General features: G+C 56.7%; 23 protein-coding genes. 11 read left to right on the forward strand and 12 right to left on the reverse strand.

The genetic code is table 11. From position 1 onward, the window contains the following. Positions 1-115: 115 nt before the first annotated feature. The 6 genes from ABFX35_RS08970 to ABFX35_RS08995 form a co-directional block, all read right to left on the reverse strand. Complete coding sequence (locus ABFX35_RS08970; RefSeq protein ID WP_279023383.1) at positions 116-310, reverse strand: hypothetical protein; 195 nt, start codon at positions 308-310, stop codon at positions 116-118. Beyond that, on the reverse strand, positions 307-504 hold the full coding sequence (locus ABFX35_RS08975) for a hypothetical protein (protein ID WP_346080400.1): 198 nt from the start codon (positions 502-504) through the stop codon (positions 307-309). The genes ABFX35_RS08970 and ABFX35_RS08975 overlap by 4 nt, the downstream gene beginning before the upstream one ends. A 267-nt stretch (positions 505-771) precedes the next feature. Further along, complete coding sequence (locus tag ABFX35_RS08980; protein WP_346080914.1) at positions 772-2,109, reverse strand: c-type cytochrome; 1,338 nt, start codon at positions 2,107-2,109, stop codon at positions 772-774. Between the two features lie 12 nt (positions 2,110-2,121). Then, positions 2,122-3,906, reverse strand: a complete 1,785-nt coding sequence (locus ABFX35_RS08985; RefSeq protein WP_346080402.1) for a GMC family oxidoreductase — start codon at positions 3,904-3,906, stop codon at positions 2,122-2,124. A 2-nt stretch (positions 3,907-3,908) separates the two neighbouring features. Next, positions 3,909-4,634, reverse strand: coding sequence for a gluconate 2-dehydrogenase subunit 3 family protein (locus ABFX35_RS08990; RefSeq protein WP_279023389.1), 726 nt, complete (start codon positions 4,632-4,634; stop codon positions 3,909-3,911). A gap of 305 nt (positions 4,635-4,939) precedes the next feature. Beyond that, on the reverse strand, positions 4,940-5,611 hold the full coding sequence (locus tag ABFX35_RS08995) for a transglycosylase SLT domain-containing protein (RefSeq protein WP_279023391.1): 672 nt from the start codon (positions 5,609-5,611) through the stop codon (positions 4,940-4,942). A 329-nt stretch (positions 5,612-5,940) separates the two neighbouring features. Between ABFX35_RS08995 and ABFX35_RS09000 the strand changes: the two genes are divergently transcribed. The 5 genes from ABFX35_RS09000 to ABFX35_RS09020 all read left to right on the forward strand — a co-directional run bounded on the left by ABFX35_RS09000 (position 5,941) and on the right by ABFX35_RS09020 (position 10,548). Beyond that, the gene (locus tag ABFX35_RS09000; protein ID WP_279023393.1) at positions 5,941-6,852 is read left to right on the forward strand and encodes a metal ABC transporter substrate-binding protein; all 912 of its coding nucleotides are present in this window, start codon (positions 5,941-5,943) and stop codon (positions 6,850-6,852) included. Then, on the forward strand, positions 6,849-7,742 hold the full coding sequence (locus tag ABFX35_RS09005) for a manganese/iron ABC transporter ATP-binding protein (RefSeq protein WP_279023395.1): 894 nt from the start codon (positions 6,849-6,851) through the stop codon (positions 7,740-7,742). The genes ABFX35_RS09000 and ABFX35_RS09005 overlap by 4 nt, the downstream gene beginning before the upstream one ends. Continuing rightward, positions 7,742-8,605, forward strand: coding sequence for a metal ABC transporter permease (locus ABFX35_RS09010; protein ID WP_346080404.1), 864 nt, complete (start codon positions 7,742-7,744; stop codon positions 8,603-8,605). Before ABFX35_RS09005 ends, ABFX35_RS09010 begins: the two co-directional genes overlap by 1 nt. After that, a complete protein-coding gene (locus tag ABFX35_RS09015) occupies positions 8,605-9,447 on the forward strand; it encodes a metal ABC transporter permease (protein ID WP_346080406.1) in 843 nt (280 codons plus the stop codon). Before ABFX35_RS09010 ends, ABFX35_RS09015 begins: the two co-directional genes overlap by 1 nt. Before the next feature lie 234 nt (positions 9,448-9,681). Then, positions 9,682-10,548, forward strand: a complete 867-nt coding sequence (locus ABFX35_RS09020; RefSeq protein ID WP_279023402.1) for a fructosamine kinase family protein — start codon at positions 9,682-9,684, stop codon at positions 10,546-10,548. A gap of 20 nt (positions 10,549-10,568) precedes the next feature. Here ABFX35_RS09020 and ABFX35_RS09025 read toward each other — a convergent pair whose 3' ends face one another. Beyond that, positions 10,569-11,126: a YniB family protein gene (locus ABFX35_RS09025; RefSeq protein ID WP_279023404.1), complete on the reverse strand. Its 558-nt coding sequence runs from the start codon at positions 11,124-11,126 to the stop codon at positions 10,569-10,571. A 181-nt stretch (positions 11,127-11,307) separates the two neighbouring features. Between ABFX35_RS09025 and hxpB the strand changes: the two genes are divergently transcribed. From hxpB to ABFX35_RS09040, 3 genes are all read left to right on the forward strand, one after another. Further along, positions 11,308-11,973 (forward strand): hexitol phosphatase HxpB, encoded by a 666-nt coding sequence (gene hxpB / locus ABFX35_RS09030; RefSeq protein WP_279023406.1) that lies wholly within the window; start codon positions 11,308-11,310, stop codon positions 11,971-11,973. A 217-nt stretch (positions 11,974-12,190) separates the two neighbouring features. Continuing rightward, the gene (locus ABFX35_RS09035) at positions 12,191-12,739 is read left to right on the forward strand and encodes a metal-dependent hydrolase (protein WP_095848520.1); all 549 of its coding nucleotides are present in this window, start codon (positions 12,191-12,193) and stop codon (positions 12,737-12,739) included. A 153-nt stretch (positions 12,740-12,892) separates the two neighbouring features. After that, the gene (locus ABFX35_RS09040; RefSeq protein WP_346080409.1) at positions 12,893-14,284 is read left to right on the forward strand and encodes an L-cystine transporter; all 1,392 of its coding nucleotides are present in this window, start codon (positions 12,893-12,895) and stop codon (positions 14,282-14,284) included. Positions 14,285-14,348: 64 nt separating this feature from the next. Here ABFX35_RS09040 and kdgR read toward each other — a convergent pair whose 3' ends face one another. Continuing rightward, positions 14,349-15,140 (reverse strand): DNA-binding transcriptional regulator KdgR, encoded by a 792-nt coding sequence (gene kdgR / locus ABFX35_RS09045; protein ID WP_279023412.1) that lies wholly within the window; start codon positions 15,138-15,140, stop codon positions 14,349-14,351. Positions 15,141-15,365: 225 nt separating this feature from the next. Between kdgR and ABFX35_RS09050 the strand changes: the two genes are divergently transcribed. After that, complete coding sequence (locus ABFX35_RS09050; protein WP_279023414.1) at positions 15,366-16,760, forward strand: MFS transporter; 1,395 nt, start codon at positions 15,366-15,368, stop codon at positions 16,758-16,760. A 72-nt stretch (positions 16,761-16,832) separates the two neighbouring features. Here the strand turns inward: ABFX35_RS09050 and htpX are convergent, their stop codons facing one another. The 4 genes from htpX to ABFX35_RS09070 form a co-directional block, all read right to left on the reverse strand. After that, positions 16,833-17,711, reverse strand: coding sequence for a protease HtpX (gene htpX / locus ABFX35_RS09055; protein ID WP_095848516.1), 879 nt, complete (start codon positions 17,709-17,711; stop codon positions 16,833-16,835). Positions 17,712-18,030: 319 nt separating this feature from the next. Next, positions 18,031-20,070: a carboxy terminal-processing peptidase gene (prc, locus tag ABFX35_RS09060; protein WP_279023416.1), complete on the reverse strand. Its 2,040-nt coding sequence runs from the start codon at positions 20,068-20,070 to the stop codon at positions 18,031-18,033. A gap of 19 nt (positions 20,071-20,089) precedes the next feature. Then, the gene (gene proQ / locus ABFX35_RS09065; RefSeq protein ID WP_346080413.1) at positions 20,090-20,803 is read right to left on the reverse strand and encodes an RNA chaperone ProQ; all 714 of its coding nucleotides are present in this window, start codon (positions 20,801-20,803) and stop codon (positions 20,090-20,092) included. Between the two features lie 95 nt (positions 20,804-20,898). Beyond that, positions 20,899-21,396 (reverse strand): GAF domain-containing protein, encoded by a 498-nt coding sequence (locus tag ABFX35_RS09070; protein WP_279023420.1) that lies wholly within the window; start codon positions 21,394-21,396, stop codon positions 20,899-20,901. Positions 21,397-21,671: 275 nt separating this feature from the next. On the opposite strand from ABFX35_RS09070, the gene yebS reads away from it, so the two are divergent. Both yebS and ABFX35_RS09080 read left to right on the forward strand, forming a co-directional pair. Continuing rightward, positions 21,672-22,922, forward strand: coding sequence for a membrane integrity lipid transport subunit YebS (gene yebS, locus ABFX35_RS09075; protein WP_346080916.1), 1,251 nt, complete (start codon positions 21,672-21,674; stop codon positions 22,920-22,922). Beyond that, the gene (locus ABFX35_RS09080; protein WP_346080415.1) at positions 22,891-25,521 is read left to right on the forward strand and encodes a PqiB family protein; all 2,631 of its coding nucleotides are present in this window, start codon (positions 22,891-22,893) and stop codon (positions 25,519-25,521) included. Before yebS ends, ABFX35_RS09080 begins: the two co-directional genes overlap by 32 nt. Positions 25,522-25,883 lie beyond the last annotated feature (362 nt).

Consider the following 25,883-nt stretch of genomic DNA (forward strand, 5'->3'; position numbering starts at 1 on the left):
ACCCGGCCGGAAACGGCGATAACGCGGGGTGGGAAGGCAAACACAAAGAAAAACCAGGCGACGGGGCGTCACCAGGCTGGCGGGCCTGAACAGGCCGCCGGGTGCGGAAAAACGGCTATTTAAACAACGCCATCAGCCAGAAGAAAAACAGCGTCAGCACGATGATAACAACGGTTTGCACCGTTTTTCTCAGCAACCGATCCGTGCCGATGCGGGTCAGCGTCAGTTGCGAATCCAGCAAGGAAAGCACCGGCACGATCAGCATAATATAAGCCAGGATAATCAGCGATGTTACTGCGGGGTTATTCATGATGCCCCTCCATTACGGGTTACCGGGTTGGCGAAACCAATGATATGCACCAATACACGCGCACTTCCGGCGCTGAAAGTCGCGTATTCAACGCTGCCCTGCTGATGCGGCTCGTTCTGCACAAGCGGGTTTAGCGATAGGTTGCCAAGCGCCTTCAGCAATTTTTTTCTGTGCCTTTTCGAGTGATCGACCATCCTACCTCCAGCAATACGGCAACGTGCTCAACGCCATTGCGGCGGGCCAGCAGACATACCCGCGCAACCAATAAGATTATTATATTGTAAACGATAATCATTATCAATTATGGTTGAGTAAAAAATTGCAAATTCCACGTAAGACGAAGGACTGGCTCGCCTTTGCCCGGCTGGCGCTATGGCAGCGACAAAAAAATGCCAGTCAGGATGAACTGACTGGCATCATACTGGCGGCTGGATGAGACGTTTATCCAGAGATAAGCGCCGTTACCTGGCCGCCTCGGGATGGTCCTGCACCTGGGCGCTGCCCATGGCTTTGGCGTCAGCGATCATGGAACGATCGTTACGCACTTTGGCAACCTCTGAAGCGGTAATCGGTTTGGCCTTGTTGCCCCAACTGCTGCGGATAAAGTTCACCACATCTGCTACCTGATTATCGTTCAAACGCCAGCCAAACGGCGGCATGGTGATATTGGAGACGGCGCCCTGCACCGCCGGCGTGGTGTTGCCGGTCAGCACAATATGAATCAACGACGTCGCATCGTCCGTCTGCACCACCGCATTCCCTTTCAGCGCCGGGAAGGCGCGCGAGTACCCCATGCCATCGGTACGGTGGCAGGCGGCGCAGTTATCCACGTACACCGCGGCGCCCGGCTTGCTGTCATTGCCGCGCCACAGTTCCCTGGCCGCGCTATCCTCAACCGGCACAGTCTGTGACTCTCCGCCCTTCGGCGCCAGCGTTTTCAGATAACGGGCGATGGCGGTGATGTCGTCATCGCTCAAGTATTGCAGGCTGTGCTCAACCACATCGCTCATGCCGCCAAACACGATCGACTTATCGTTGCGCCCGGTTTTCAGGAACTCGCGCAGTTCGTCTTCACTCCAACTGCCGAGGCCATCACGCTGCTCGCCACGCAGACTGGAAGCCACCCAACCGTCGATAGGCGCATTGCTGCCGGCAAGGTACTCATCCCCGTCTTGATTGCTCAGCGCCTTCTCTTGCATGGTGATGCTGCGCGGCGTATGGCAGGCGCCACAGTGCCCCAGCCCTTCCACCAGGTAACGGCCGCGTTCGATCACCGGATCGACATTGGCATCAGCAACAAAATCCGCCGGCGCAGGCGCAAAAATACCGCGCCAGATACTCAACGGCCAGCGCATAGACAGCGGCCATGGAATATCGGATCCCCGGTTCGCCTGTTCCACCGGCGCCACGCCATGCATGAAATAGGCATACATCGCGCGCATATCGTCTTCTTTCACCAGGGCAAAAGATGGATAAGGCATCGCCGGGTATAGCGTGCTGCCATTTTTGGCAACGCCTTTACGCACCGCGTTGTCAAAATCTTCAAAGCTGTAATCGCCGATACCGGTTTTTTTATCCGGCGTGATGTTGGTGGAATAGATCGTGCCGATCGGGGTCGCCATCGCCAGGCCGCCGGCAAACGTCTTACCGCTGCTGCCATTGGTATGGCAGGCCACGCAGTCGCCGGCGCGCGCCAGATATTCGCCGCGCTGGATCAGTTCACTGCTGACCGTGGCGTCTTGCGCCCAGACTGAAAAACTTAACGCACTGGCCAGCAGTGCGGGTGCAAAAACTTTCATCATCAGCCGTCCTTATGCCTGAACCAGTGGGCCTGGGTTCTTCAGATACTGTTCGCGGATCGCACGCGCAGACCAATATGCCAGTGCCGCTACGGTGCCGGTTGGGTTATAGCCCAGTCCCTGCGGGAATGCGGATGCGCCGATGGAGAAAACGTTGTGCACATCCCAACTTTGCAGATAACGGTTCACCGCACTGGTCTTCGGATCTTCCCCCATAACCGCCCCGCCGTTCATGTGGGTGGTCTGGTAGCTGGTGGTATCGAAATGGCTGTTGGCGTTCTTCGGGCTGCCGGTGATCAGTTTCGGCTTCATCGCTTTGGCGATCGGCGCCATTTTTTCATACATGAACTGAGCCATGCGGATGTCGTTCTCTTGCCAGTCGAACGTCATGCGCAGCAGCGGTTGGCCGTAGATGTTTTTATAGTTGGGATCCAGATCCAGGTAGTTCTGGCGATAGGACTGGTGCGCGCCGTGCGCATCCATCGACAGGTGATGGGTATAGGCATCCGCCACCGCCGCTTTCCATTTGCTGCCCCACGCTGGGGTACCCGGTGGGGTCGGCAAGCCGGAAATCGGTTTGGTGCCCGCCTGGTTGACCCACATCGGCGAGCCGCCCACAAAACCGGCCTGCGCGTGATCGAAGTTATCCGCGTTGAAATCGTCCACCCCGACGCCGTTACCGCCGGCGCCGATGAATGGGTTAGTGAAGGTGTCTTTATCAAAGAACGCTTTGATGGTGGTCATGTTCTGGTAGGCGAAATTGCGCCCGACCACACCTTCGCCCGTCAACGGATCGTACGGTTTGCCGATGCCAGACAGCAGCATCAGGTGCACGTTGTGGAACTGGAATGCGCCCAGGATCACCAAATCCGCCGGTTGTTCAACCTCACGCCCCTGGGCATCAATGTAGTTAACGCCGGTGGCGCGGGTTTTATCGTCGGTCAGGTTGACCTTCAGAACATAGGAATTGGGGCGCAGTTCGAAACGTTTTTCCCTGCGCAACGCCGGCAGGATATTGACGTTCGGCGAAGCCTTGGAATACATGTAACAGGCGTAGCCGCTGCAATAGCCGCAGAAGTTGCACGGCCCCATCTGCGCGCCGTAGGGGTTGGTATAGGAATCAGACGTGTTCGCCGAAGGCAGGTTATACGGGTGGTAGCCCACTTCCAGCGCCGCTTTTTCAAACAGTTGCGCCGAGAAGGTGTTTTTTTGCGCCGGCAGCGGGAAGTCGTCAGAGCGATCCGGCGCAAACGCGTTGCCGCCCTTGCCTTGGCCAACCAGTTTGCCCTTCACCGTCCACGCGGTGCCGGAGGTACCGAACACCTTTTCCGCCTTGTCGTAAAACGGCTCCAGTTCGTCGTAGCTGACGCCGAAGTCCTGAATGGTCATGTCCGGCGGGATAAACTGCTTGCCGTAACGTTCTTCATAGTGGCTGCGCATCCGCAGCTCAATCGGATCAACGCGAAAATGCACGCCGGACCAGTGCAAACCCGCGCCGCCCACGCCGGTGCCCGGCAAAAAGGCCGCCAGTTGGCGATACGGCATGGCGGTTTGGCTAGTGTTGTGGCGAATGGTCACCGTGCTCTTCGACAGATCCTGGAACAGTTTGCGGCGAATGTTATAGGTTAACTCGTCGATCACCTGCGGGTAGGAGCCGTCCGGGTAGGTATCGCGCATTGGGCCGCGCTCCAGCGCCACCACGTTCAGGCCGGCTTCGGTCAGTTCTTTCGCCATGATGGCGCCAACCCAGCCGAAGCCAACGATCACCACGTCCTTTTTCTTCATTAAATTGGCCATCGTTACCCCCTCTCCCCACGAATGGATACCGGTGGGAAAGGATAACGTTCCCCTCGCTCAACCCAGTCCATAAAGTCGGCGCGCGCACCCGGAAAATTAATCAGCGTCCAACCCACCATGCCTTTATTGCCGCCATGGATAGGATCGCTGAAGAAGCCTTCACGGGTGTTTTGCAGCAGGTAAGAGAAAAACAGCGCGGACGGCACTTGCTCAAACTGCGCCGTGCCGGATTCGAATTGGCTTAGCAGCGCATCCTGCTGTGCGCCGTCCAGTTCATTAAAGGCTTTGCCGGCGGTTTTTTTGCTATAGGTTTGCGCATCGGCGATGCCCAGATTGTAGATTTGGCGCGGCACCAGCGGCAGTTGATAGCCCAGCTCTTTCGGCGCCTCCGGATGAAACGGGCCTTGCATATACCAGATAGCACCGGTGGCATAGGGGGTATTCATCTGACGATCGATAAACTCCGGCACGCCGGCTTCCAACGCGCCGGCGCCGCGATCGTCTGCCGGGATCAGGCGGGCCACGGCGGCCTGAATAAAGGCCCATTCTTCCGGGGTAAAGAACGTAGGCTGATAGTCATTCCTGGTTGGCGTGGCGTTGGCTGCTTGCGCTGGCACAGGGGCCACCAGCGCCCCTACGCTGCCACTGCCGATCACTGCTGCGGGGATTAAGGTCATCGATTTTAATAAAAAATCGCGCCGTGAATTATGAGTTATATTGTCCGACATATCACATTCCATCCAAAGATAATCACAACTATTTAACCTCAACCTTGTTTCTTATGCGGCTTTTAAACACACTTTGTAACTTTTTTATCTATTTATTGGATGCAGGGATGTGAACGTTAACAATAAAGTTACCGGTAACTTATTGAATGAACGTAAAGTTTTCTCTATTAAGGTAAATTTAGCTTTTAGTGCGATTTTTTCACTAATGGTGTGGGATTAGCCCGGCTTTTGAACAGCGCCCGCTCGGGGGGCGAAAAAACAAAACCGGCCTGAATGGCCGGTTTTAGCATGGCAGGTTTGGCGTTTTACTGCTGCATCGCCATTGCCTGGTAAGCGGTGTTCACTTTCCATAAATAGCGTGGCGCCTGCGGCGCGGGATGGTTGCGCTGAATATGCTGATAAAACGCTTCCGGGCTCATCTGGTTGATGCGGTTCACCGCCACCCGCTTATCCTGGGCAAAGGTACGCAGCATCGCGCCGGTGCCGTTGACATAGGAAACGATGGTGGCGTAGCGCAGCGTCTGCGGGTTGTTGATGCCGGCAAGCTGTTGGTTTTGAATAATATTGATATAGGCGGTTCCCAGATCAATATTAACCGCGGGATCTTTCAGTTCACGCGAGCTTGGCTGGCCGTTTTTACCTTTCATACGGTAAGCATCACGGCCGGCGGTTGATGCCTTCAACTGCATCAGCCCCACCGCATTGGATGTGCTGACCACGTTCGGGTTAAACCCGGATTCAACCTGAATAATCGCCTTAATTAAGGTTTCATCAACGCCATAGCTGTTTGCCGCCTGGCGGATGTAATCATTATAAGCAACGGGCGTGCCGGTATGGTTATTTGCCCCGCTCTGTGGTGGCTGTAGCCAGCCGTTACGCGGCTTGCCGCTGCCTGAATTATTATCCGCCGTTCGCGGGCCTTGCGCACACCCCGCTAATACCATGATCGCCACCAGGCAGCCTATTTTTAAATTCACAGAATTCGTCACCCCTTTCAATAAGTTGCGCAGCATATCCGGCTAATAAGAATGCCAGTATTAATTTATTAGACTAATCTCACGCTATTCATATACCAAGGGAGGATTTACGAGTCAATCAGCAGGCGCCTGTTTTGCGGCGGCATTGCATTATTCGCCGGCGATACCCAGCCCGCTGAAGACTTAAATAGTTACACCCTGATACATAACATGGTATAAATTCGCCGATGAGTGCTTGTTATTAACCCAAAAGCAACATTCAAACAGGCTCTTGACTTCAGCTCAATTGATATTGATAATCATTTTCATTTGAGACGAAAGGAGTCATCATGTTTTTGAAATCCCCATCCCTCTTGCGCCCTCTGGTGCTGCTTTCCCTGCTGTGTAGTGCCCTTTTCGCCAGCCACGGCGCGTTCGCCGAAAAGAAGCTGCGTGTCGTCACCACGTTCACCATCATTCAGGATATTGCGCAAAACGTGGCGGGTGATGCCGCGATCGTGGAATCCATCACCAAGCCAGGGGCGGAGATCCACGATTATCAGCCCACCCCGCGTGATATCGTTAAAGCGCAGCATGCCGATCTGATCCTATGGAACGGCATGAATCTGGAACGTTGGTTCCAGCGCTTCTTTGATAACATCAAACAGGTACCGGCCGTTGTGGTGACCGATGGCATCACCCCGCTGCCAATCCGCGAAGGGCCGTATAACGGCAACCCCAATCCACACGCCTGGATGTCGCCGAGCAATGCCCAGATTTATATCGAAAACATCCGCAAAGCGTTAGTGCAATATGATCCTGCCAACGCGGAAACCTACAATCGCAATGCCAAGACCTACGCCGCCAAAATCGCCGCCCTGGACGCCCCATTGCGTGAGCGCCTGGCGCGCATCCCTGCCGGCCAACGCTGGTTGGTGACCAGTGAAGGCGCATTTAGCTACCTGGCGAAAGACTACCAGTTGCAAGAAGTTTATCTGTGGCCGATCAACGCCGATGAACAGGGTTCGCCGCAGCAGGTGCGCCGGGTGATTGATGCCGTGCGCGCCAATAATATCCCTGTGGTATTCAGCGAAAGCACCATTTCCGACAAGCCCGCCCGGCAGGTGGCAAAAGAGACCGGTGCCAACTATGGCGGCGTGCTGTATGTCGATTCACTGTCCGCTGCCGACGGCCCAGTGCCGACGTACATAGATCTGCTGAACGTGACCGTGCAAACCATTGCCAAAGGATTCAACCAATGAAGACAGAGGGGGCCTTCATTCGGCCGGAACTGCACGTTGATAACGTTACCGTCACCTATAACAATGGCCACACCGCGATTTTTGATGCCAGCTTTACGCTGGCCGGCGGCACCATCTGCGCCCTGGTGGGGGTAAACGGCAGCGGTAAATCCACGCTGTTCAAAAGCATCATGGGGCTGGTGCACCCCACCCGCGGCAGTGTGCGGCTCAATAATCGCCCGGTGGCGCAGGCGTTGAAGAAAAACACCATCGCCTATGTGCCGCAAACCGAAGACGTTGACTGGAACTTCCCGGTGTTGGTGGAAGACGTGGTGATGATGGGCCGCTACGGCAAAATGAATTTTCTGCGTATCGCCGCCAGGGAAGATCGGCTGCGCGTTGATAACGCGTTGGCGCGCGTGGGTTTAAGCGAACTGCGCCAACGCCAGATCGGTGAGCTTTCAGGCGGCCAAAAGAAACGCGTATTCCTGGCGCGCGCCATGGCCCAGCAAGGTTCGGTGCTGTTATTGGACGAGCCGTTCACCGGCGTGGATGTCAAAACCGAAAATGCCATCATTGATCTGCTGCGCGCGCTGCGGGATGAAGGCCACCTGATTCTGGTATCCACCCATAACCTGGGCAGCGTGCCGGAGTTTTGCGATCGGGTGATCCTGATCAACCGCACCGTGCTGGCCGCCGGCCCAACGGAAACCACCTTCACCCAAAGCAATCTCGAGCAGGCGTTTGGCGGCGTTTTACGCCACATCAACCTCTCCGGCGCCGAGCTGCATGACGATAACGATGCGCGCAGCGTCACGGTGCTGACCGATGATGAACGCCCGGCGGTATTTTATGGCCACACCAAGAGCGATCCGCCAACCCAGCGCCAATCAACGGAGAAACAGCCCTGATGATGGAACTGCTGCTACAACCCTTTCATTATAACTACATGATGAAGGCCATCTGGGTCAGTGCAATAGTCGGCGCAGCCTGCGCCTTTCTTTCCGCCTACCTGATGCTGAAAGGCTGGTCGCTGATGGGCGATGCCTTGTCCCACTCGGTGGTGCCTGGCGTGGCGGGTGCTTATGCCCTTGGGCTGCCCTATGCCGCCGGCGCGTTTTTTACCGGCATGCTGGCCGCGCTGGCGATGACGCTGGTGCGCCATGTCACCCGTTTACGGGAAGATGCGATCATCGGCTTTATTTTTTCCACCTTCTTCGCCGTGGGGCTGTTGATCATCTCCCTTAACCCCACCTCGGTAAATGTGCAGTCAATCATCTTTGGTAATATTCTCGGCATTGCCGATGAAGATGTGCTGCAGGTCGAGATCATCATCGGGGTTTCCCTGGTGATCCTGTGCCTGCTGTGGAAAGATCTGCTGGCCGTGTTCTTTGATGAAAATCATGCCGTCTCGATCGGTCTTTCTCCGCTGCGCCTGAAAATTCTGTTTTTCACCCTGCTCAGCGCCTGCACCGTCGCCGCCTTGCAAACCGTCGGGGCGATACTGGTGATCGCCATGGTGATCACGCCGGGAGCCACCGCCTATCTGCTGACCGATCGCTTCAGCCGCTTGGTCGCCATCGCGATTCTGATTGGCACGCTCACCAGCGGCATTGGCGCCTATATCAGCTTCTTCCTGGATGGCGCCACCGGCGGCGTGATTGTGATGCTGCAAACGCTGGTGTTCCTGCTGGCGTTCGTGCTGGCGCCCAAGCATGGCCTGCTGGCCAACCGGCGCCGCGTGGCGCGCGCTGAACATGCGGAGGACAACTGATGGAGACGCTCTATCAACTGCTCAGCGAGCCTTTCGCCTATCCCTTTATGCTGCGGGCGATCGTTGCCGCCATTGTCACCGGCGTGGTGTGCGCCGTGTTGTCTTGCTATCTGGTGCTGAAAGGCTGGTCGCTGATGGGCGATGCCATTTCGCATGCGGTGTTGCCCGGTATCGTGTTGGCGTTTGTGCTGGGTATTCCGCTGGCGATCGGCGCCTTTCTTTCCGGCATTTTCTGCGCGGTGGCCACCGGCTACCTGAAGGAAAACAGCCGGGTGAAAGAAGACACGGTGATGGGCATTGTGTTTTCCGGCATGTTCGCGCTGGGCCTGGTGCTATTTGCCCGTATCGATACCGATCAGCATCTGGCGCATATCCTGTTTGGCAACATGCTGGGCATTACCGACGGTGAGTTGCAGCAGACGCTACTGATCGCCGGAATTACGCTGGCGGTGGTGCTGTTGAAGCGCAAGGACTTCATGCTGTATTGCTTCGATCCCAACCATGCACGCGTTATCGGGCTGCCAGTGAAGCTGCTGCACTATGGCCTGCTTTGCCTGCTGGCGCTGACCATTGTCGCCTCGCTGCAGGCAGTGGGGGTTATTTTGGTGATTGCTATGCTGATTGCACCCGGCATTATCGCCTTCCTGCTCTGCCGCAGCTTTGATCGCATGCTGATCGTCGCCACGGTGGTTTCCGTCTTCTCCTGTGTGCTTGGCACGTTAATCAGCTTCCATATCGATGGCGCGACCGGCCCGTGCATTGTTATCGTGCAGGCGGTGCTGTTTGTCATTACCCTACTCTACGATCGCTTAAGTAGGTTACAACGTCACCCAGCCAGTTAACGCTTCCGCGTTCCGGTGGCCCCGCGCCGCCGGTTTTCACGCCCCCACGATTAACGGGCAATATTGCGAGCCAGGACTGTACTTAATTTAACCAATCACGTATATATTCAGTGCTAATACGGCGTGGGGCCAAATAAGACTACCGATGATCTCAGTCTGTGCGCCGCTTCGTATTCTCACCGCAGTTAAAGACGTTAAGCTAATGAAACAGCAGGCAACACGGAGGGGAAGACCATGTGGCAAGCTATTAGCCGTCTGTTAGGCGAACACCTTGGCAGTGCAGAGATCCGTGAACGAACCGAACTCCCCGGTGGGGAAATTCACCCGGCGTGGCGCGTCGGCTATGGTGAACATGAGGTGTTTGTGAAGTGCGACACCCGTGAGCTGTTGCCGGTTTTCACCGCCGAGGCCGATCAGCTCGCCCTGCTGGCGCGCAGCAATACCGTGAATGTGCCGCAGGTCTATGGCGTGGGCAGTGGGCGCGACTACAGTTTTCTTCTGCTGGAATACCATGCGCTAAAACCGCTGAATGCCCACGGCGCCTACTGCCTGGGCCAGCAGTTGGCCCACCTGCATCAGTGGAGCGAGCAGCCGCAGTTCGGCCTGGATTTCGATAACGATCTTTCCACCACACCGCAGCCCAACGCCTGGCAGCGCCGCTGGGCGCAGTTCTATGCGGAACAACGGATCGGTTGGCAGTTACAGCTCGCTGCGGAAAAGGGCATGACCTTCGGCGATATCGACCAGATTGTCGACATCATCTACCAGCGCCTGCAAAACCATCAGCCCCAGCCCTCGCTGCTGCATGGCGATCTTTGGCCTGCCAACTGCGCCCTGGCGGCGCAAGGCCCGTTGCTGTTTGATCCTGCTTGCTACTGGGGCGATCGCGAATGCGATCTGGCGATGCTGCCGTTATACCCGGATCTGCCCGCTCAGATTTATGACGGTTATCAGAGCGTATGGCCGCTGCCGGCGGCGTTTATTGAACGCCAGCCCCTGTACCAGCTGTATTATCAGCTCAACCGCAGCAACCTGTTTGGCGGCCAACACCTGGTGGCGGCACAACGGGCGGTGGAAGCCTTGCTGCACAACGGCGCATAACGTACCGACGCGCCCAGTGCTTACCCGGCGGCCAGTTGGCCCAGCAGTTTCAGCACAAAATAAGCCACCAGCGCCACCACCACCGGCAGGATATACAGCGGGAAGTATTGCAGGAAAATGGTGTGGTGCGGCAGCGTAATACGCGCTTCAAGTTGTTCACGCGTATGCCCTTCGCTGCCCTTCGCCTGCTCCAGGATCATTTGGTCTTCCAGCCCCTCACGGATAAACTTCACCTGGCGCGACATGCGCGCGCCGGAAGCCTGCAAGGCCAACCCGACGAAGATCAAAAAGTAGATGATAAAAAACATCAGGTTGGCACCGCTGAATACGCTTTTATCAACGTCCGGCACCGGCGAGTTGTACCAGAAAATATTCAGAAACGGCGTATTAAAGCGCACCATATCCACCATGACGTGAACAAAATCCAGCATAACCGCATTGATGCCCTTGGTTTTTTCGCTGTGCTGATAAACAAAGCTCAGCAGTGAAATCAGCGTTGAGAGCAGTGCCGGGATAAAAACCACCCACCCCAAAATGCGTTTCACAATGGCGATACGCCCTGCCTGTTGATACGTCATTCCTTCCCCTTGTTAGCGACGCAGTCGAGAGGCTAAGTTTACCCGCAGTTGGCAAACCGCGCCCACCGTTTTCTTGATTTATAGCAGGATCATGGCGCGGAAGCGGGCAAAAAGTTTAGTCTGGCGGGCCGTGGTGGTAGAGTAGCAGCCCCACCACCAAGCCCACAGGAGTTGACCTTTAATGGCTTATTCGCACCGTATTGATACCGCTATTTTCGACATGGACGGTCTATTGATTGATTCTGAACCGCTGTGGTTGCAGGCTGAACTGGATACCTTCTCCGCTCTGGGGCTGGATCTGTCCGAGCGCCACAAACTGCCAGATACCCTGGGTTTACGTATCGATCTGGTGGTAAAACTGTGGTACCAGGCGATGCCATGGCAAGGGGCGTCACAAGAAGAAGTGACCAAACGGATCATCGAGCGCGTGATTGAGCTGGTTAACGAAAAGCGCCCGTTGTTGCCCGGCGTGCGCCAGGCATTGGCGCTGTGCCGCAGCCTGGATCTGAATATCGGGCTGGCTTCCGCATCCCCGCTGCATATGCAGCAGCAGGTGCTGAAAATGTTCGATTTGGAAAACTACTTCGATCAGCTGGTTTCTGCCGAATACCTGCCGTACAGCAAGCCGCATCCACAGGTCTACCTGCTGGCCGCAGAGCGCCTGGGCACCGATCCCCTGCGCTGCGTGACGCTGGAGGACTCCTTCAACGGCATGATTGCCACTAAGGCGGCGCGTATGCGCTCCATCGTGGTTCCCGCAGAGGAAAACCGCCATGATGCCCGCTGGGCGTTGGCCGACAGCAAACTGAACGCCCTCACCGAACTCACCGCTGAGCACCTGTCTTAACCTCATCCCCCGTGCAAGCACCATACGGCCAATGCGCCAACGTGGTGCTGCCCGCCATGCATCGCTCATTCGCTAGGCTATTTCAGCCAAAAAAACACCAAGCCGTTATAAAATCAGCTAAAAATACACGATTAGTTACAGCGTCACGGGTTTTACTGCCGGTGAATATACATTATACTGGATAAATTACCAGCTCAACATCCGGAATAACCATTGCATGACCGCGGAAGGGCACCTTATTTTCTCTGTCGCTTGCGCGATCCTGGCGAAGAAGGCAGAGGTGACGCCTGATATCGCCAGCGGCGACTGGTGGCACATCATTCCTGGCGCCTTGCTGACGTCGCTGCTGCCGGATATCGATCACCCCAACTCGGTGCTGGGGCAGCGGTTGCGCTGGGTTTCGGCGCCGATTGCCCGCGCCTTCGGCCACCGCGGTTTTACCCACAGCCTGTTGGCTATCCTCGGCGGCATCGCGCTTTTCCACATGAATATCCCCCGCGGTTGGTTTATCCCAGCCGACGCCCTGCATGCCATGATTATCGGCTATTTCAGCCACCTGCTGGCCGATATGCTCACGCCCGCAGGCGTGCCATTGCTGTGGCCCTGCCGCTGGCGTTTTTGCCTGCCGCTGTTGAATTCGCAAAAAGGGAATCAACTGGAGCGTGCGCTGTGCCTGTGCCTGGTGGCTTTTGCGCTTTATTGGCAGGGCGGCTATACCTTCCCGGTTCAATCGTATGTCGAACAGATAAAAAACTTCAGGTTTTAACGCTGCACGCGCCCCCGCCCTGGAAATAGCAAAATATTATATTTAATTCCATTCCAGTATAAGCTGCGCCAACACCTAACTGTTAGGATACGCGGCTTGCTACAGTTTGGTGCGTAGCTATATTGAAATAAGTAAATATTATGGAGAATCGGGATGAATCTACCACTCGTTGTCAACGTACTGGTTTTTGTCGCCCTGCTGCTGCTGTTGGCGCAAACCCGCCATAAGCAATGGAGCCTGGCGAAAAAGGTCTTGGTGGGTCTGGTTATCGGCGTACTGTTTGGCCTGGGCCTGCAATGGGTATACGGTGCGGGCAGTCCGGTACTGAAGGCCTCTATCAGTTGGTTTAACATTGTCGGTAACGGCTATGTACAACTGCTGCAGATGATTGTCATGCCGCTGGTATTCGCCTCGATTCTGAGCGCGGTCGCCAAGCTGCATAATGCCTCTTCGCTTGGGAAAATCAGCGTGCTAACCATTGGCACCCTGCTATTTACTACGCTGATTGCCGCGCTGGTCGGCGTGCTGGTCACCAATCTGTTCGGCCTGACCGCTGAAGGGCTGGTGCAAGGAGCACAGGAAAGCGCTCGCCTGTCGGCGATTGAAACCAATTATGTGGGCAAAGTGGCCGATCTGAGCGTGCCGCAGTTGGTGTTGTCGTTCGTACCGAAAAACCCGTTTGCCGATCTGACCGGCGCCAACCCAACCTCCATCATCAGCGTAGTCATCTTCGCCGCGTTTCTGGGCGTGGCGGCGTTGCAACTGTTGAAAGATGACGCGGCCAAAGGCCAGCGCGTGCTGACCGCTATCGACACCCTGCAATCCTGGGTGATGAAGCTGGTACGCATGGTGATGAAACTCACCCCCTACGGCGTGCTGGCGTTGATGACCAAAGTGGTGGCCGGTTCTAACATTCAGGACATCATCAAGCTCGGCAGCTTTGTGGTCGCTTCCTATCTGGGCCTTGCCATTATGTTCGCCGTGCACGCCCTGCTGCTGTCACTCACCGGCGTGAACCCGGCCAGGTTCTTCCGCAAAGTGTGGCCGGTACTGACCTTTGCCTTCACCAGCCGTTCCAGCGCCGCCAGCATCCCGCTGAATGTGGAAGCCCAAACCCGCCGCCTGGGCGTGCCTGAATCCATCGCCAGCTTCTCGGCCTCCTTTGGCGCCACCATCGGCCAAAATGGCTGTGCAGGCCTGTACCCGGCCATGCTGGCGGTGATGGTCGCGCCGACCGTCGGCATCAACCCGCTGGATCCGATTTGGATCGCCACGCTGGTAGGGATTGTAACCATCAGTTCCGCCGGCGTTGCCGGTGTGGGCGGCGGCGCAACCTTCGCCGCGCTCATCGTCCTGCCGGCGCTCGGCCTGCCGGTCACCCTGGTCGCCCTGCTGATTTCCGTGGAACCGCTGATCGATATGGGCCGCACCGCGCTGAATGTCAGCGGCTCGATGACGGCGGGCACCGTGACCAGCCAGTTGATGAAGCAAACGGACAAAACCGTGATGAACAGCGAAGACGACGTCGAGCTGGCCCATCGCTAAACCTGCCGCTTAATCGCCTCTCCCGATGGGGAGAGGCGAGATTCCGCGTTCACTGGCGCCATGCCTAAAACGGATAATCCCCGTAGCCCATTTGTTCAGAAATTTTCCGCCCTGCCGCCTGCAACCGCGCAATGTAATCCGCTTTAACCTGTTCTGAAAACCGAATGGTCGGGAATGAAATGCTCAGGCCGGCAATCACCACGCCGAAGCGATCAAAAATCGGCACCGCAATACAGCGCAGGCCGATTTCCTGCTCTTCGTTATCTTCGGCAAACCCCTGTTGCCGCACCTGTTCCAGCGCCGGCAGCAGCTCGGCAACGCTGCCCAGGGTGTTTGGCGTGCTACGCGTAAAGACCACGTCAGCAAGGATGGCGCTCGCCTCCTCCCGGCTGCGCCAGGCCAAAAGCACCTTGCCTATCGCCGTGCTGTATAGCGGGTTACGGCGGCCAATGCGCGAATACATTTGCAGGTTATACAGCGCGTCAATTTTATGGATATACACGATGCTGTCGTCATCCAATGCCCCGACGTGAATAGTTTCGCGGGTATGTTTTGACAGGTCACGCATCTGAACATCCGCAATGCGGATCAAATCAACGTTCTGCAGCGATAAGGCCCCCAACTCGAACAGTTTGAGCGTCAGCGAGTACTTTTCTGTGTCTTCTTCCTGCGCCACATAACCCAGCCCCTTCATGGTTTGCAAAAAACGGTAGACCGTGCTCTTGGACATCATCACCCGTTGGGCAAGCTCGGTAATACCGAGTTCGCGTGCGTCGCCGAGCGCCTGCAGGATACCGAACACTTTCAGCACCGATGACACCGCGTCGGGTTGTTTGTCTGGCTGTGCATTGGCCATCGTTTTTCCTTACGAACGTTCTGTTTTATCAAGTTAAACCAGGGTGCAGTATAGGGGCATCGCCCGCCGCCAGCAATCAGGCTGCCGGCAACCATCACCTATGCGGCCAATATAACGGCGCTCATCATTGCTATTTACAATTAGCGCGTTATAGAAGAGTGATTTCATCGGCGATTATGATTAGCATGTTAACTTTCCCCCCGGATTAACCACCTCAGGACTGATATGGGTTCTTGTACCGATGGACTTCCCCTTCCCCAGCGCTATGGCGCGATCCTGTGCATCGCACTCGGCATTACCGTTTCCGTATTGGACGGCGCCATCGCCAACGTTGCATTGCCGACGATCGCCCGCGATCTTAACGCCAGCCCAGCGGCCTCGATTTGGGTGGTGAATGCCTATCAATTGGCAATCGTCATCTCACTGCTTTCGCTGGCCTCTCTGGGCGATATGATTGGCTACCGCCGCGTTTATCAAACCGGGCTGTTGGTCTTTAGCATCACCTCGCTGTTTTGCGCTCTGGCGGACTCATTGCTCACTCTGACCATCGCCCGCGTGCTGCAGGGGTTTGGCGCCGCCGCCATCATGAGCGTCAACACCGCGCTGATCCGTATCATCTACCCGCAAAAGATCCTGGGGCGCGGTATCGCCATCAACTCGCTGATTGTCGCGTTCTCCTCCGCGGCAGGCCCGACGATCGCCTCGGCGATCCTCTCGGTGGCCAGTTGGCAGTGGCTGTTCGCCGTTAACCTGCCCATCGGTATCCTGGCGCTGCTGCTGGGCCTGCGATTCCTGCCGGCCAACAGCCAGAAGAGCAACAATAAACGTTTTGACCTGATCAGCGCCCTGATGAATGCATTAACCTTCGGGCTGCTGATCAGCGCCATCAGCGGCTATGCCCAGGGCATGAGCCTGCGGCTGATCGCCGGTGAATTGGCACTGCTGCTGGTTATCGGCTATTTCTTCGTGCGCCGCCAGCTCAGCCAGGCGTATCCATTGCTGCCGGTGGATCTGCTGCGCATCCCGATTTTCTCGCTGTCGATGGGCACCTCCATCTGTTCGTTTGCCGCCCAGATGCTGGCGATGGTTTCGCTGCCCTTCTTCATGCAAATCGCTCTGGGGCGCACCGAGGTTGAAACCGGCCTGCTGCTGACGCCATGGCCACTGGCGATTATCGTGGTCGCGCCCATTGCCGGGCGCCTGATAGAGCATATTCATGCGGGGTTGTTAGGCGGCATTGGCCTTTGTGTCTTTGCCCTCGGGCTATTCTTGCTGGCGCTGCTGCCAGCGCAACCGACCAACGTCGATATCATTTGGCGTATGGTACTGTGCGGCGCGGGCTTTGGCCTGTTTCAGTCGCCAAATAACCACACGATCATTTCCTCCGCACCGCCTAACCGCAGCGGCGGCGCCAGCGGCATGCTCGGCACCGCGCGTTTGCTGGGGCAGACCTCCGGCGCCGCGCTGGTGGCGCTGATGTTCAATCTGTTCCCCCATTCAGGCACCCACGCATCGCTGGTGCTGGCCGGTATCTTTGCCGCCGTGGCCGCCGTGGTCAGTAGCCTGCGGATCACCCAGCCGCGCGCCGCACAGGCGGGCACCCAGGGTGATCATCGCTGACGCGGCGTGCGCCGGCCAAAAAAAACCGCTCGCCTGAGCGAGCGGTTTTTCTGCAAGCCAAACCGACTGACGTTACTTCAGATATTGGCCGGAGCGCAGCGCTTCAATACGTTTATCCAGCGGCGGGTGCGACATGAACAGTTCGCTGAACGACTTGGATTTACCGTTGATGCAAAATGCCATCATGCTGCCCGCTTCCTGCGGTTCATAGCTGGTTTTCAGGCGTTGCAGCGCGGCGATCATTTTCTCGCGGCCCACCAGTTTGGCAGAGCCGGCGTCGGCATGGAATTCGCGGTAGCGCGAGAACCACATGGTAATGATGCTCGCCAGAATACCGAACACCAGTTCAAGCACCATCGATACGCCGAAATAAATCATCGGGTTGCCGTTGCCTTCCCCCTCGCCGTCACGGTTGCCCAGGAAGCCGGCGGCCACCTGCGCAATCAGGCGCGAAATAAAGATCACGAAGGTGTTCACCACACCCTGGATTAGCGTCATGGTCACCATGTCGCCATTGGCAATGTGGCTGATTTCATGCGCAATCACCGCCTCGGCCTCATCGCGGCTCATGTTTTGCAGCAGCCCAGAGCTAACGGCAACCAGCGATGCGTCACGGCGTGCGCCGGTGGCAAAGGCGTTGATATCCGGTGCGTGATAGATAGCGACCTGCGGCATGGCGATACCCGCCTGCTGCGCCTGGCGGCCGACCACGTCAACCAGCCAACGTTCCGTTTCATTACGCGGCTGTTCAATCACTTCTCCGCCCACGGAGCGCAGCGCCATCCATTTGGACATCAGCAGTGAAACAAACGCACCGCCAAAGCCAAACAGGCCGGCCATGATCATCAGGCCCTGAACGCTACTGGATTGGATTCCTGTCAGACTGAGCACCAGTCCGAAAACCAACATCACCGCCAGGTTGGTGAGCAGGAACAGAGCTATACGCATCATAAAATGTTTGCTTCCTCGTAAATGTTAACAAATGCTGCCAAAGATACCCTTGATCGTATGGGCATCTGTCACAATTTCAAGAGCCACCTGCGATTAACCTACTAAAAATACGAAACTTTACAAAATTTGCGTTTTCGTTGGAGATTGCTAATTGTAAACGGTTGTTGCATTAAGACGTAAGATTTAGCGAATTAGATCGCACTAAACCATTATTGGAAGGAATGATGGCGGCAAGGTAACACGCTACGTGGCTAAAATGGCCGTGCATAACAGCCTAAATAGAAAGAAAAACGCCCCCGAAGGAGCGTTATATTTTAGGTTATTTCGCCGGCTGTGGTTGCGGCTGTTTTTCCAGTTGCCACAGATCAAGCGCGATATGCACGGTTTCATCCAGGTAAGGATCGGGCTCCTGGTAATCCTTCGGCAGATCCTCAAGCGACTTCAACGGTTTCTTGCCGGCGCGCGCCAGGCGATCGTTAATCCGTTGCAGCCGGGTTGCGTCGTCATCGTGGTTCTCTTTTTCACGCTGCGCATAGTTCAGAGAAACGATGTTGCGTTTGTCTTTCAACGCTTTGTAACGCGCAATATCCTGGGCAATGTACTGGAACTCCGGATCCTTAGCGATACGCTGCTCATGGTCTTTCAGCAGTTCCGGCTCAAACGGCTTCAAATCACCAAAGCGGGTGTAGCTTGCCGCATTGATGCTATCCCACGGCATGGCGTTATCTTCAAAGCTTTCGCCCGTTTCAGCCGGATCGATACCCGTCGGCATCAGGATATCCGGCGTCACCCCTTTGCGCTGGGTGCTGCCGCCGTTAATGCGATAAAACTTCTGGATGGTGTACTGCACCGAACCCAACGCCGGCCATTCCGGGCGCAGCATCTGATCGTAGATGCGATTGAGCGAACGGTACTGCTGCACGGTGCCTTTACCGAAGGTCGGCTCGCCAACGATCAACGCGCGGCCGTAGTCCTGCATGGCGGCGGCGAAAATTTCGGAAGCCGAAGCGCTGAAGCGATCGACCAGCACCACCAGCGGGCCTTTATAGTAGATGACATCATCGGTATCAGCGTCTTCACGGATTTTGCCGTTGTTGTCACGCACCTGCACCACCGGGCCGCTTGGGATAAACAGGCCGGAAAGCGAAACCGCTTCTGTCAACGCCCCCCCGCCGTTGGAACGCAGATCGATCACCAGGCTTTTCACGTTTTGCTTAGCCATCTTCTGCAGTTGTACTTTCACATCGTCGGTCAGGCCAACGTAGAAGCCCGGGATATCCATCACCGCAACTTTGTCTTTGCCCACGGTTTTGATGGTCATTTTCACCGCGCGATCTTCCAGGCGGATACGCTCACGGGTCAAGGTTACCACGCGCGTTTTAGTACCCTTACCGGCCGGCAGGATCTCCAGGCGCACCTTGCTGCCCTTCGGCCCTTTGATCAGGGAAACCACGTCGTCCAGCCGCCAGCCAATCACATCCACAATCGGCTTGCCGGTCTGGCCAACGCCGACAATGCGATCGCCCACGGTGATTGCCTTGCTCTTGGCCGCCGGGCCGCCCGGCACCATGGAGTTGATCAGGGTGTAGTCGTCATCCATCTGCAGCACCGCGCCGATGCCTTCCAACGACAGGCTCATCTCGGTATTGAACTGCTCGGTGTTGCGCGGCGACAGATAGTTGGTATGCGGATCGATTTCATGCGCGAACGCATTCATGATCAATTGGAAAACGTCTTCGCTGTTGCTCTGCGTCAGGCGCTTGATGGCTGCCTGATAGCGTTTGGTCAGCGTTTCGCGAATTTCTTTATCGTTTTTGCCCGCCAGCTTCAGGTTGAGGCGGTCGTACTTGACCTTCGCATCCCACAGGCGATCCAGCTCGGCTTTGTCTTTTGGCCACGGGGCTTTACTGCGATCGATATCGATCGTGTCGTTGCCGGTGAATGCCACCGGTTTATCCAGCAGCGTTAACGCATAGCTGTAGCGCTCGAAACGGCGTTTCTGCGCCAGATTGTACAGCGCGTAGGCAGTGTCCAGCTTGCCGCTTTTCAGCTCTTCACCGATCTGGCTGCGCTTATCAGCGAACTGCGCCACGTCGGATGCCAGCAGCACGTTGTGGTTGTAATCCAGCATATTCAGGTAGCGATCGAAGATCTTGCCTGAAAACTCTGCATCAAGGGAAAATTGGCGGTAATGAGAGCGGGTGAAGCGCGAAGTCACGCGCTCACTCACTGTCGCATGCTGGGGTTCCTGGTGAAGCTGCGGCAGTTGATCAATGCGGATGTTGGCGGTATCCGCACCAAAACTGACGCCAGCCCACAGCAGGCCAGCCACTGCGGTCAATCTGACAAATTTGTTCATGCCTTAGTTGGCCTCCGTATCAGAACTGCAAGTGTTCTGCGCGCACAATCATCGCCAGACCGGAAGATAGCTGCACACGTACGCCGTCTTTAGCGACTTCAAGCACGGTGGCATCCATAGCGTTCTTGCCAGCTCTGACTTTGATTTCCTGACCAATTTGCAGTTTCGATATATCCGTAACTGGCACTGGGCGAGGCTGACGTTCCTCTTTTGCCGCACGAGGTTGGCGTGTTTGTTGCGGGCGGGCTTGTGGGCGCGGCGGCTTGCGGCCTTCCGGCGCAGCACCGGCTTCACGGCGTGCAACCGGTGGTTTGCCGGCAGCGCGTGGGCGGCGTGGCGCATCAGTAGCAGCGACGCCAGCGGCCTCACGCTTCTTGGCATTTTGCTCGGCACGCTGTGCCTGAACACGCGCTTTAGCTTCTTCAAGCTGTTGGCGGGCATGATCGACGTGCTGCTGTTCCAGCTCACCACAAGGGTTACCGTCAAGATCAACGCGCTGAGCGCCTACTTTGACACCGTACAGGTAGCGCCAGCTTGAGGTATACAGGCGCAAAGCAGAGCGCAATTGTGTCTTGCTCAGATTTTCTTCGCCCTGCACACGCTCTACCAGATCCTGAAAAATACCGATTTTCAGCGGACGAGCTTCGCCTTCGGCACTAAAGCAGAGCGGAAAACGCTCGGCAAGAAAAGCAATGACTTCTTTACTAGAGTTCAACTTAGGTTGATTTTCCATGAAATTTCCTGATTACAACGGGTTTGCCAACCAGCGCAGGCATGAACAGGCGTCATTATAATGACGCCATCGGTAATTGCCACGTTAACTGTCGATCAACTTACCGTTGTAGTGACATATTTCTCACTATCACACTGCTCCAATTGCGCGCAAAGCCCCGCCACCACTGCCTTCAGCCCTAACTCATCCTGTTCGTCGAAGCGTTGATAAACTGTGCTATCGATGTCCAGAACGCCGATAATTTGCCCGCCAACCACCAGCGGCAGGACAATTTCTGCGTTGCTGGCCGCGTCGCAGGCGATATGCCCGGGGAAAGCATGCACATCATCAACGCGCTGCACCCGGTTTTCCGCCACGGCCGTTCCACACACACCTTTACCCACGGGAATACGCACACAGGCGATCTTGCCCTGAAATGGCCCCAGCACCAGTTGAGCGCCATCCATCAGATAAAAACCCACCCAGTTGACGTCATCCAGGCGTTCATTAATCAACGCGCTGGCGTTCGCCAGGGCGGCAATAAAATTGCGTTCTCCATCCAGCAACGCCGCCAAATCGCGCGCTAATTCTGCATAGCTTTGTTCTTTGTTCATTTATTAACCATAACACTCTGTAGATAACCGAAGCATAACCCGTATAAATAAGCATTAAATGCGTATCGTCACAAGGCCAATCATCCGTTGCTTCACAAAACCCTCTGCTTCAGGGTATGTTTGGCTGCGGCAGAGGTGACACTTTTTTACCATTAATCGCGGCAGGCGGCGTAACTTCCGGCTACGCTGAACAAGCAATGCCAGGCCCGCGCCGTAATCAATATGCACCGTTATCGGCGGTTTATCATCACCAACCCGTAGAGCCATTTTCCATGATGGAAATACACGCAATCACCAGCCAGCCGCTTAAGCCGCGCTATCAACGCTGTAGCGAATGCGATCTGCTGTTCTGCGTACCACGGCTGGCGGCGAACCAGGCGGCATTTTGCCCGCGCTGTAACGCCAAAACCCTGCGTGGCCGCGACTGGTCGATGAAGCGCCTGACCGCCATCGCGGTGGCGATGCTGCTGCTGATGCCGTTCGCCTTTACCGAACCGCTGATCAACATTCACCTGCTCGGCACCAGTATCAACGCCAGCCTGCTGCAAGGCATCTGGCAGATGAGCAGCCAGGGCAACCCGCTCACCGCCAGCATGGTGGCTTTTTGTACCCTCGGCGCCCCGCTAACGCTGGTGCTTTCCCTGCTCTACCTGCGCATTGGCCATACCTTTGGCATGAACCTACGCCCGGTGCTGCTGATGCTGGCCCGGCTGAAAGAATGGATCATGCTGGATGTCTACCTGATAGGTATGGCCGTCGCCGCTATCAAGGTGAAGGAATATGCCGATATTCAGTTCGGCAATGGATTGGTGGCCTACCTGTCGCTCACGCTGCTTAGCATTCTGACGCTGATCCACATGAACCTGGAGCAGCTTTGGGCGCGTTACTATCCGCAAAAGAAACGCCGGGAAGGCTCACCGGAAACCCTGCAGGTTTGCCTGGCATGCCATTTTACCGGCACCGCCGATGCGCAGGGGCGCTGCCCGCGTTGCCATACCCCACTGTGCCGGCGCCAACCCTATAGCCTGCAGAAAACTTGGGCGGCGCTGATCGCGGCCATGATCCTGCTGCTGCCGGCCAACCTGTTGCCCATTTCGGTGATTTATGCCAATGGCGAGCGCCTTGAGGACACGATTTTTTCGGGCGTGGTGTCGCTGGCGACCTCCGGCAACGTGCCTATTGCCGGGATTGTCTTTATCGCCAGCATACTGGTACCGTTCACCAAAGTGATCGTGCTGATTACCCTGCTGCTCAGCATCCACCTTAAAGCCGCGCACAACCTGAAAACCCGGATCCGCTTGCTGCGCCTGGTGACCTGGATTGGGCGTTGGTCCATGCTCGATTTATTCGTCATCGCGTTGATGATGTCGCTGGTTAACCGCGACCAGCTATTGTCTTTTACTATGGGGCCTGCAGCCTTTTACTTCGGTTCTGCAGTTATCTTAACCCTCCTTGCCGTTAAATGGCTGGATAGCCGACTGATTTGGGATGCGCATGCCACAGGAAATGCCGAATACACCGATTGAAGCACGGGTCACCAAGAAACACCGCATCTCGCCATTCTGGCTACTGCCGTTTATTGCTTTATTGATCGCAGGCTGGCTGCTTTACAGCAACTACCTGGAGCGCGGCACCACCGTCACCATTGAATTCCAGTCGGCGGCGGGCATCGTTGCCGGCCGCACGCCGGTGCGCTATCAAGGGGTGGACGTCGGCACCGTGCAATCCATCAGCCTGAGCAAAGATCTGCGCACCATTTTGGTTGAAGCCAGCGTTAAAAACGAACTGGCGGACTCGCTGCGTGAAGGCACGCAGTTCTGGCTGGTCACGCCGAAAGCGTCGTTGGCCGGGGTTTCCGGCCTGGATGCCCTGGTGGGCGGTAACTATATCGGCATGCTGCCCGGCAGCGGCAAACCGCAAGACCACTTCAGCGCGCTTGATACCCAGCCCAAATACCGCCCGAATACCGGCGAGTTAATGATCCACCTGCATGCCGACGATCTTGGCTCTCTCACCTCCGGCTCGCTGGTCTATTACCGCAAGCTCCCGGTCGGCAGCGTTTACGACTACACCGTCGCCGAAGGCAATAAAGGCGTGACGATCGACGTACTGATTGACCGCCGCTTTACCCACCTGGTGAAATCCGAAAGCCGTTTCTGGAACGTCTCCGGCTTTAAGGGCGATGTCAGCCTCGCGGGGGCGTCGGTGCAAATGGAAAGCCTGGCGGCCTTGATTAATGGCGCGGTGGCTTTCGATTCGCCGGCACCGGGCACCCCAGCCAAGGCCGATCAAAACTTCACGCTGTACCCGGATCTGGCCCACAGCCAGCGCGGGGTGAGCATCACGCTCGATCTGCCGAGCGGCAACGGGTTGAATGAAAACCATACGCCGCTGATGTACCAAGGCCTGCAGGTGGGTACGCTGACCAAACTGACGCTGCAACAGGACAACAAGGTCAGCGGTGAACTGACGGTCGATCCTTCTGTGGTCGATCTGATGCGTAGCGGTACTCGTATTGTGATGCACAGCCCGAAAATCAGCCTCAACGATGCCCGGCTAAGCCAACTACTGACCGGTAATACGCTGGAGCTGATCCCCGGTGAAGGTGAGCCACAGCAGCATTTCAACGTACTGGATAACAATGAAACGCTGTTGCAGCAACCGGGTGTGCTCACCGTTACGCTGTCTGCGCCGCAAAGCTACGGTATCGACGCCGGCCAGCCACTGCTGATCCATGGTATCAAAGTGGGCCAGATCGTCGGCCGCACCCTGACAGGCAGCGGCGTGGTCTTCCAGGCGGCGATCGACGCCCAATATCGCGATCTGCTGCATAAAGACAGCAAGTTTGTCGTCAACAGCCGTGTTGATATTAAACTCGGCCTGGACGGGGTGAACGTGCAAGGCGCCAGCGCCCAGGAGTGGCTTGACGGCGGAGTGCTCATCATTCCCGGCGGCAAAGGCGAACCCGCCCGCCAGTACCCGCTGTATGCCAATGCCGATAAGGCCGCAGCCGGCATCACCGGCGATGCGCCGCTGCCTACCCTGACGCTGACGGCGACCAGCCTGCCGGACGTACAGGCCGGTTCGATCGTGCTGTACCGCAAGTTTCAGGTTGGCGAGATCGTCAATGTGCGCCCCAAGGCCAATGAGTTCGAGGTGGATGTCTACATTAGCCCGGAATACCGCAAGCTGCTTACCGAGCAAAGCATTTTCTGGGCCGAAGGCGGCGCCAGGGTGCAGTTGAACGGCAGCGGCCTGACGGTGCAGGCTTCGCCACTGAACCGGGCGCTCAAGGGCGCCATCAGCTTCGATAACCTGCAAGGGGTAACGCTGGACAAAGGCGCCAAACGCGTGCTGTACGGCAATGAAACCGCGGCACGCGCCGTCGGCAGCCAAATCACGCTGAAGACCTACAATGCCAGCAAGCTGTCTTCGGGAATGCCGATCCGCTATCTCGGCATTGATATCGGCCAGGTGGAATCATTGCAGCTCTCGCCACAGCGGAGCGAAGTGTTGGCCAAGGCGGTGCTGTATCCGGAATACGTCGCTACCTTTGCCCGCGCCGGCACCCGTTTCTCGGTCGTCTCCCCCGAAATTTCCGCGGCCGGGGTCAATAACCTGGATACGTTGTTGCAGCCCTATATCAATATTGAGCCAGGCCAGGGCGGCACGCGGCGTGAGTTTGAGCTGCAAGAAGCCAGCATCACCGATTCACGTTACCTGGACGGCCTGAACGTGGTGCTGGATGCCAGCGACACCGGCTCGCTGCAAATCGGCACGCCGGTGCTTTTCCGCGGGATTGAGGTGGGGACGGTTACCGGATTCTATCTGGGGGCGATGTCGGATCGCGTGCATGTGGCGCTGCGGATCAGTAAGAAATATCAGAACCTGGTGCGCAACAACAGCGTGTTCTGGCAGGCTTCCGGTTACAACCTGCAGTTTGGCCTTACCGGTGGGATTATAAAAAGCGGTACCTTCCAGCAGTTTATCCGCGGCGGGATTGCTTTTGCCACACCGCCAAGCATTCCACTGGCGCCTAAGGCTGGGCCGGGGAAACATTTCCTGCTCAATGCCGAAGAGCCGAAGGATTGGCGTTCCTGGGGCACGGCGATCCCACAGAATTAACCTCACGGCCCCCTCACCCTAGCCCTCTCCCATAGGGAGAGGGAACCGGCCAGTGTTCGCTTTAACTCCTGTACTCTCACCCTGCCCCTCTCCCACAGGGAGAGGGAACCGGCCGGTGTTCGCTTTAATTCCTGTACCCTCACCCTAGCCCTCTCCCACAGAGAGAGGGAACCGACAGGTGTTCGCTTTAACTCCTGTACCCTCACCCTGGCCTTCTCCCACAGGGAGGGGGGATCGTCTGGTGCTCGCTTCACCCCCAGCGCTTGCTGAATATAGCCACACGTTTCACAGCGCGCGCGATCGGCTCCCTCTCCCGCTGGGAGAGGGTTGGGGTGAGGGCAATCCCCCGCCCGGCATTTTCA

It is taken from the genome of Gibbsiella dentisursi, from assembly GCF_039539505.1.
In the GTDB taxonomy this organism is placed as follows: Bacteria; Pseudomonadota; Gammaproteobacteria; order Enterobacterales; family Enterobacteriaceae; genus Gibbsiella; species Gibbsiella quercinecans.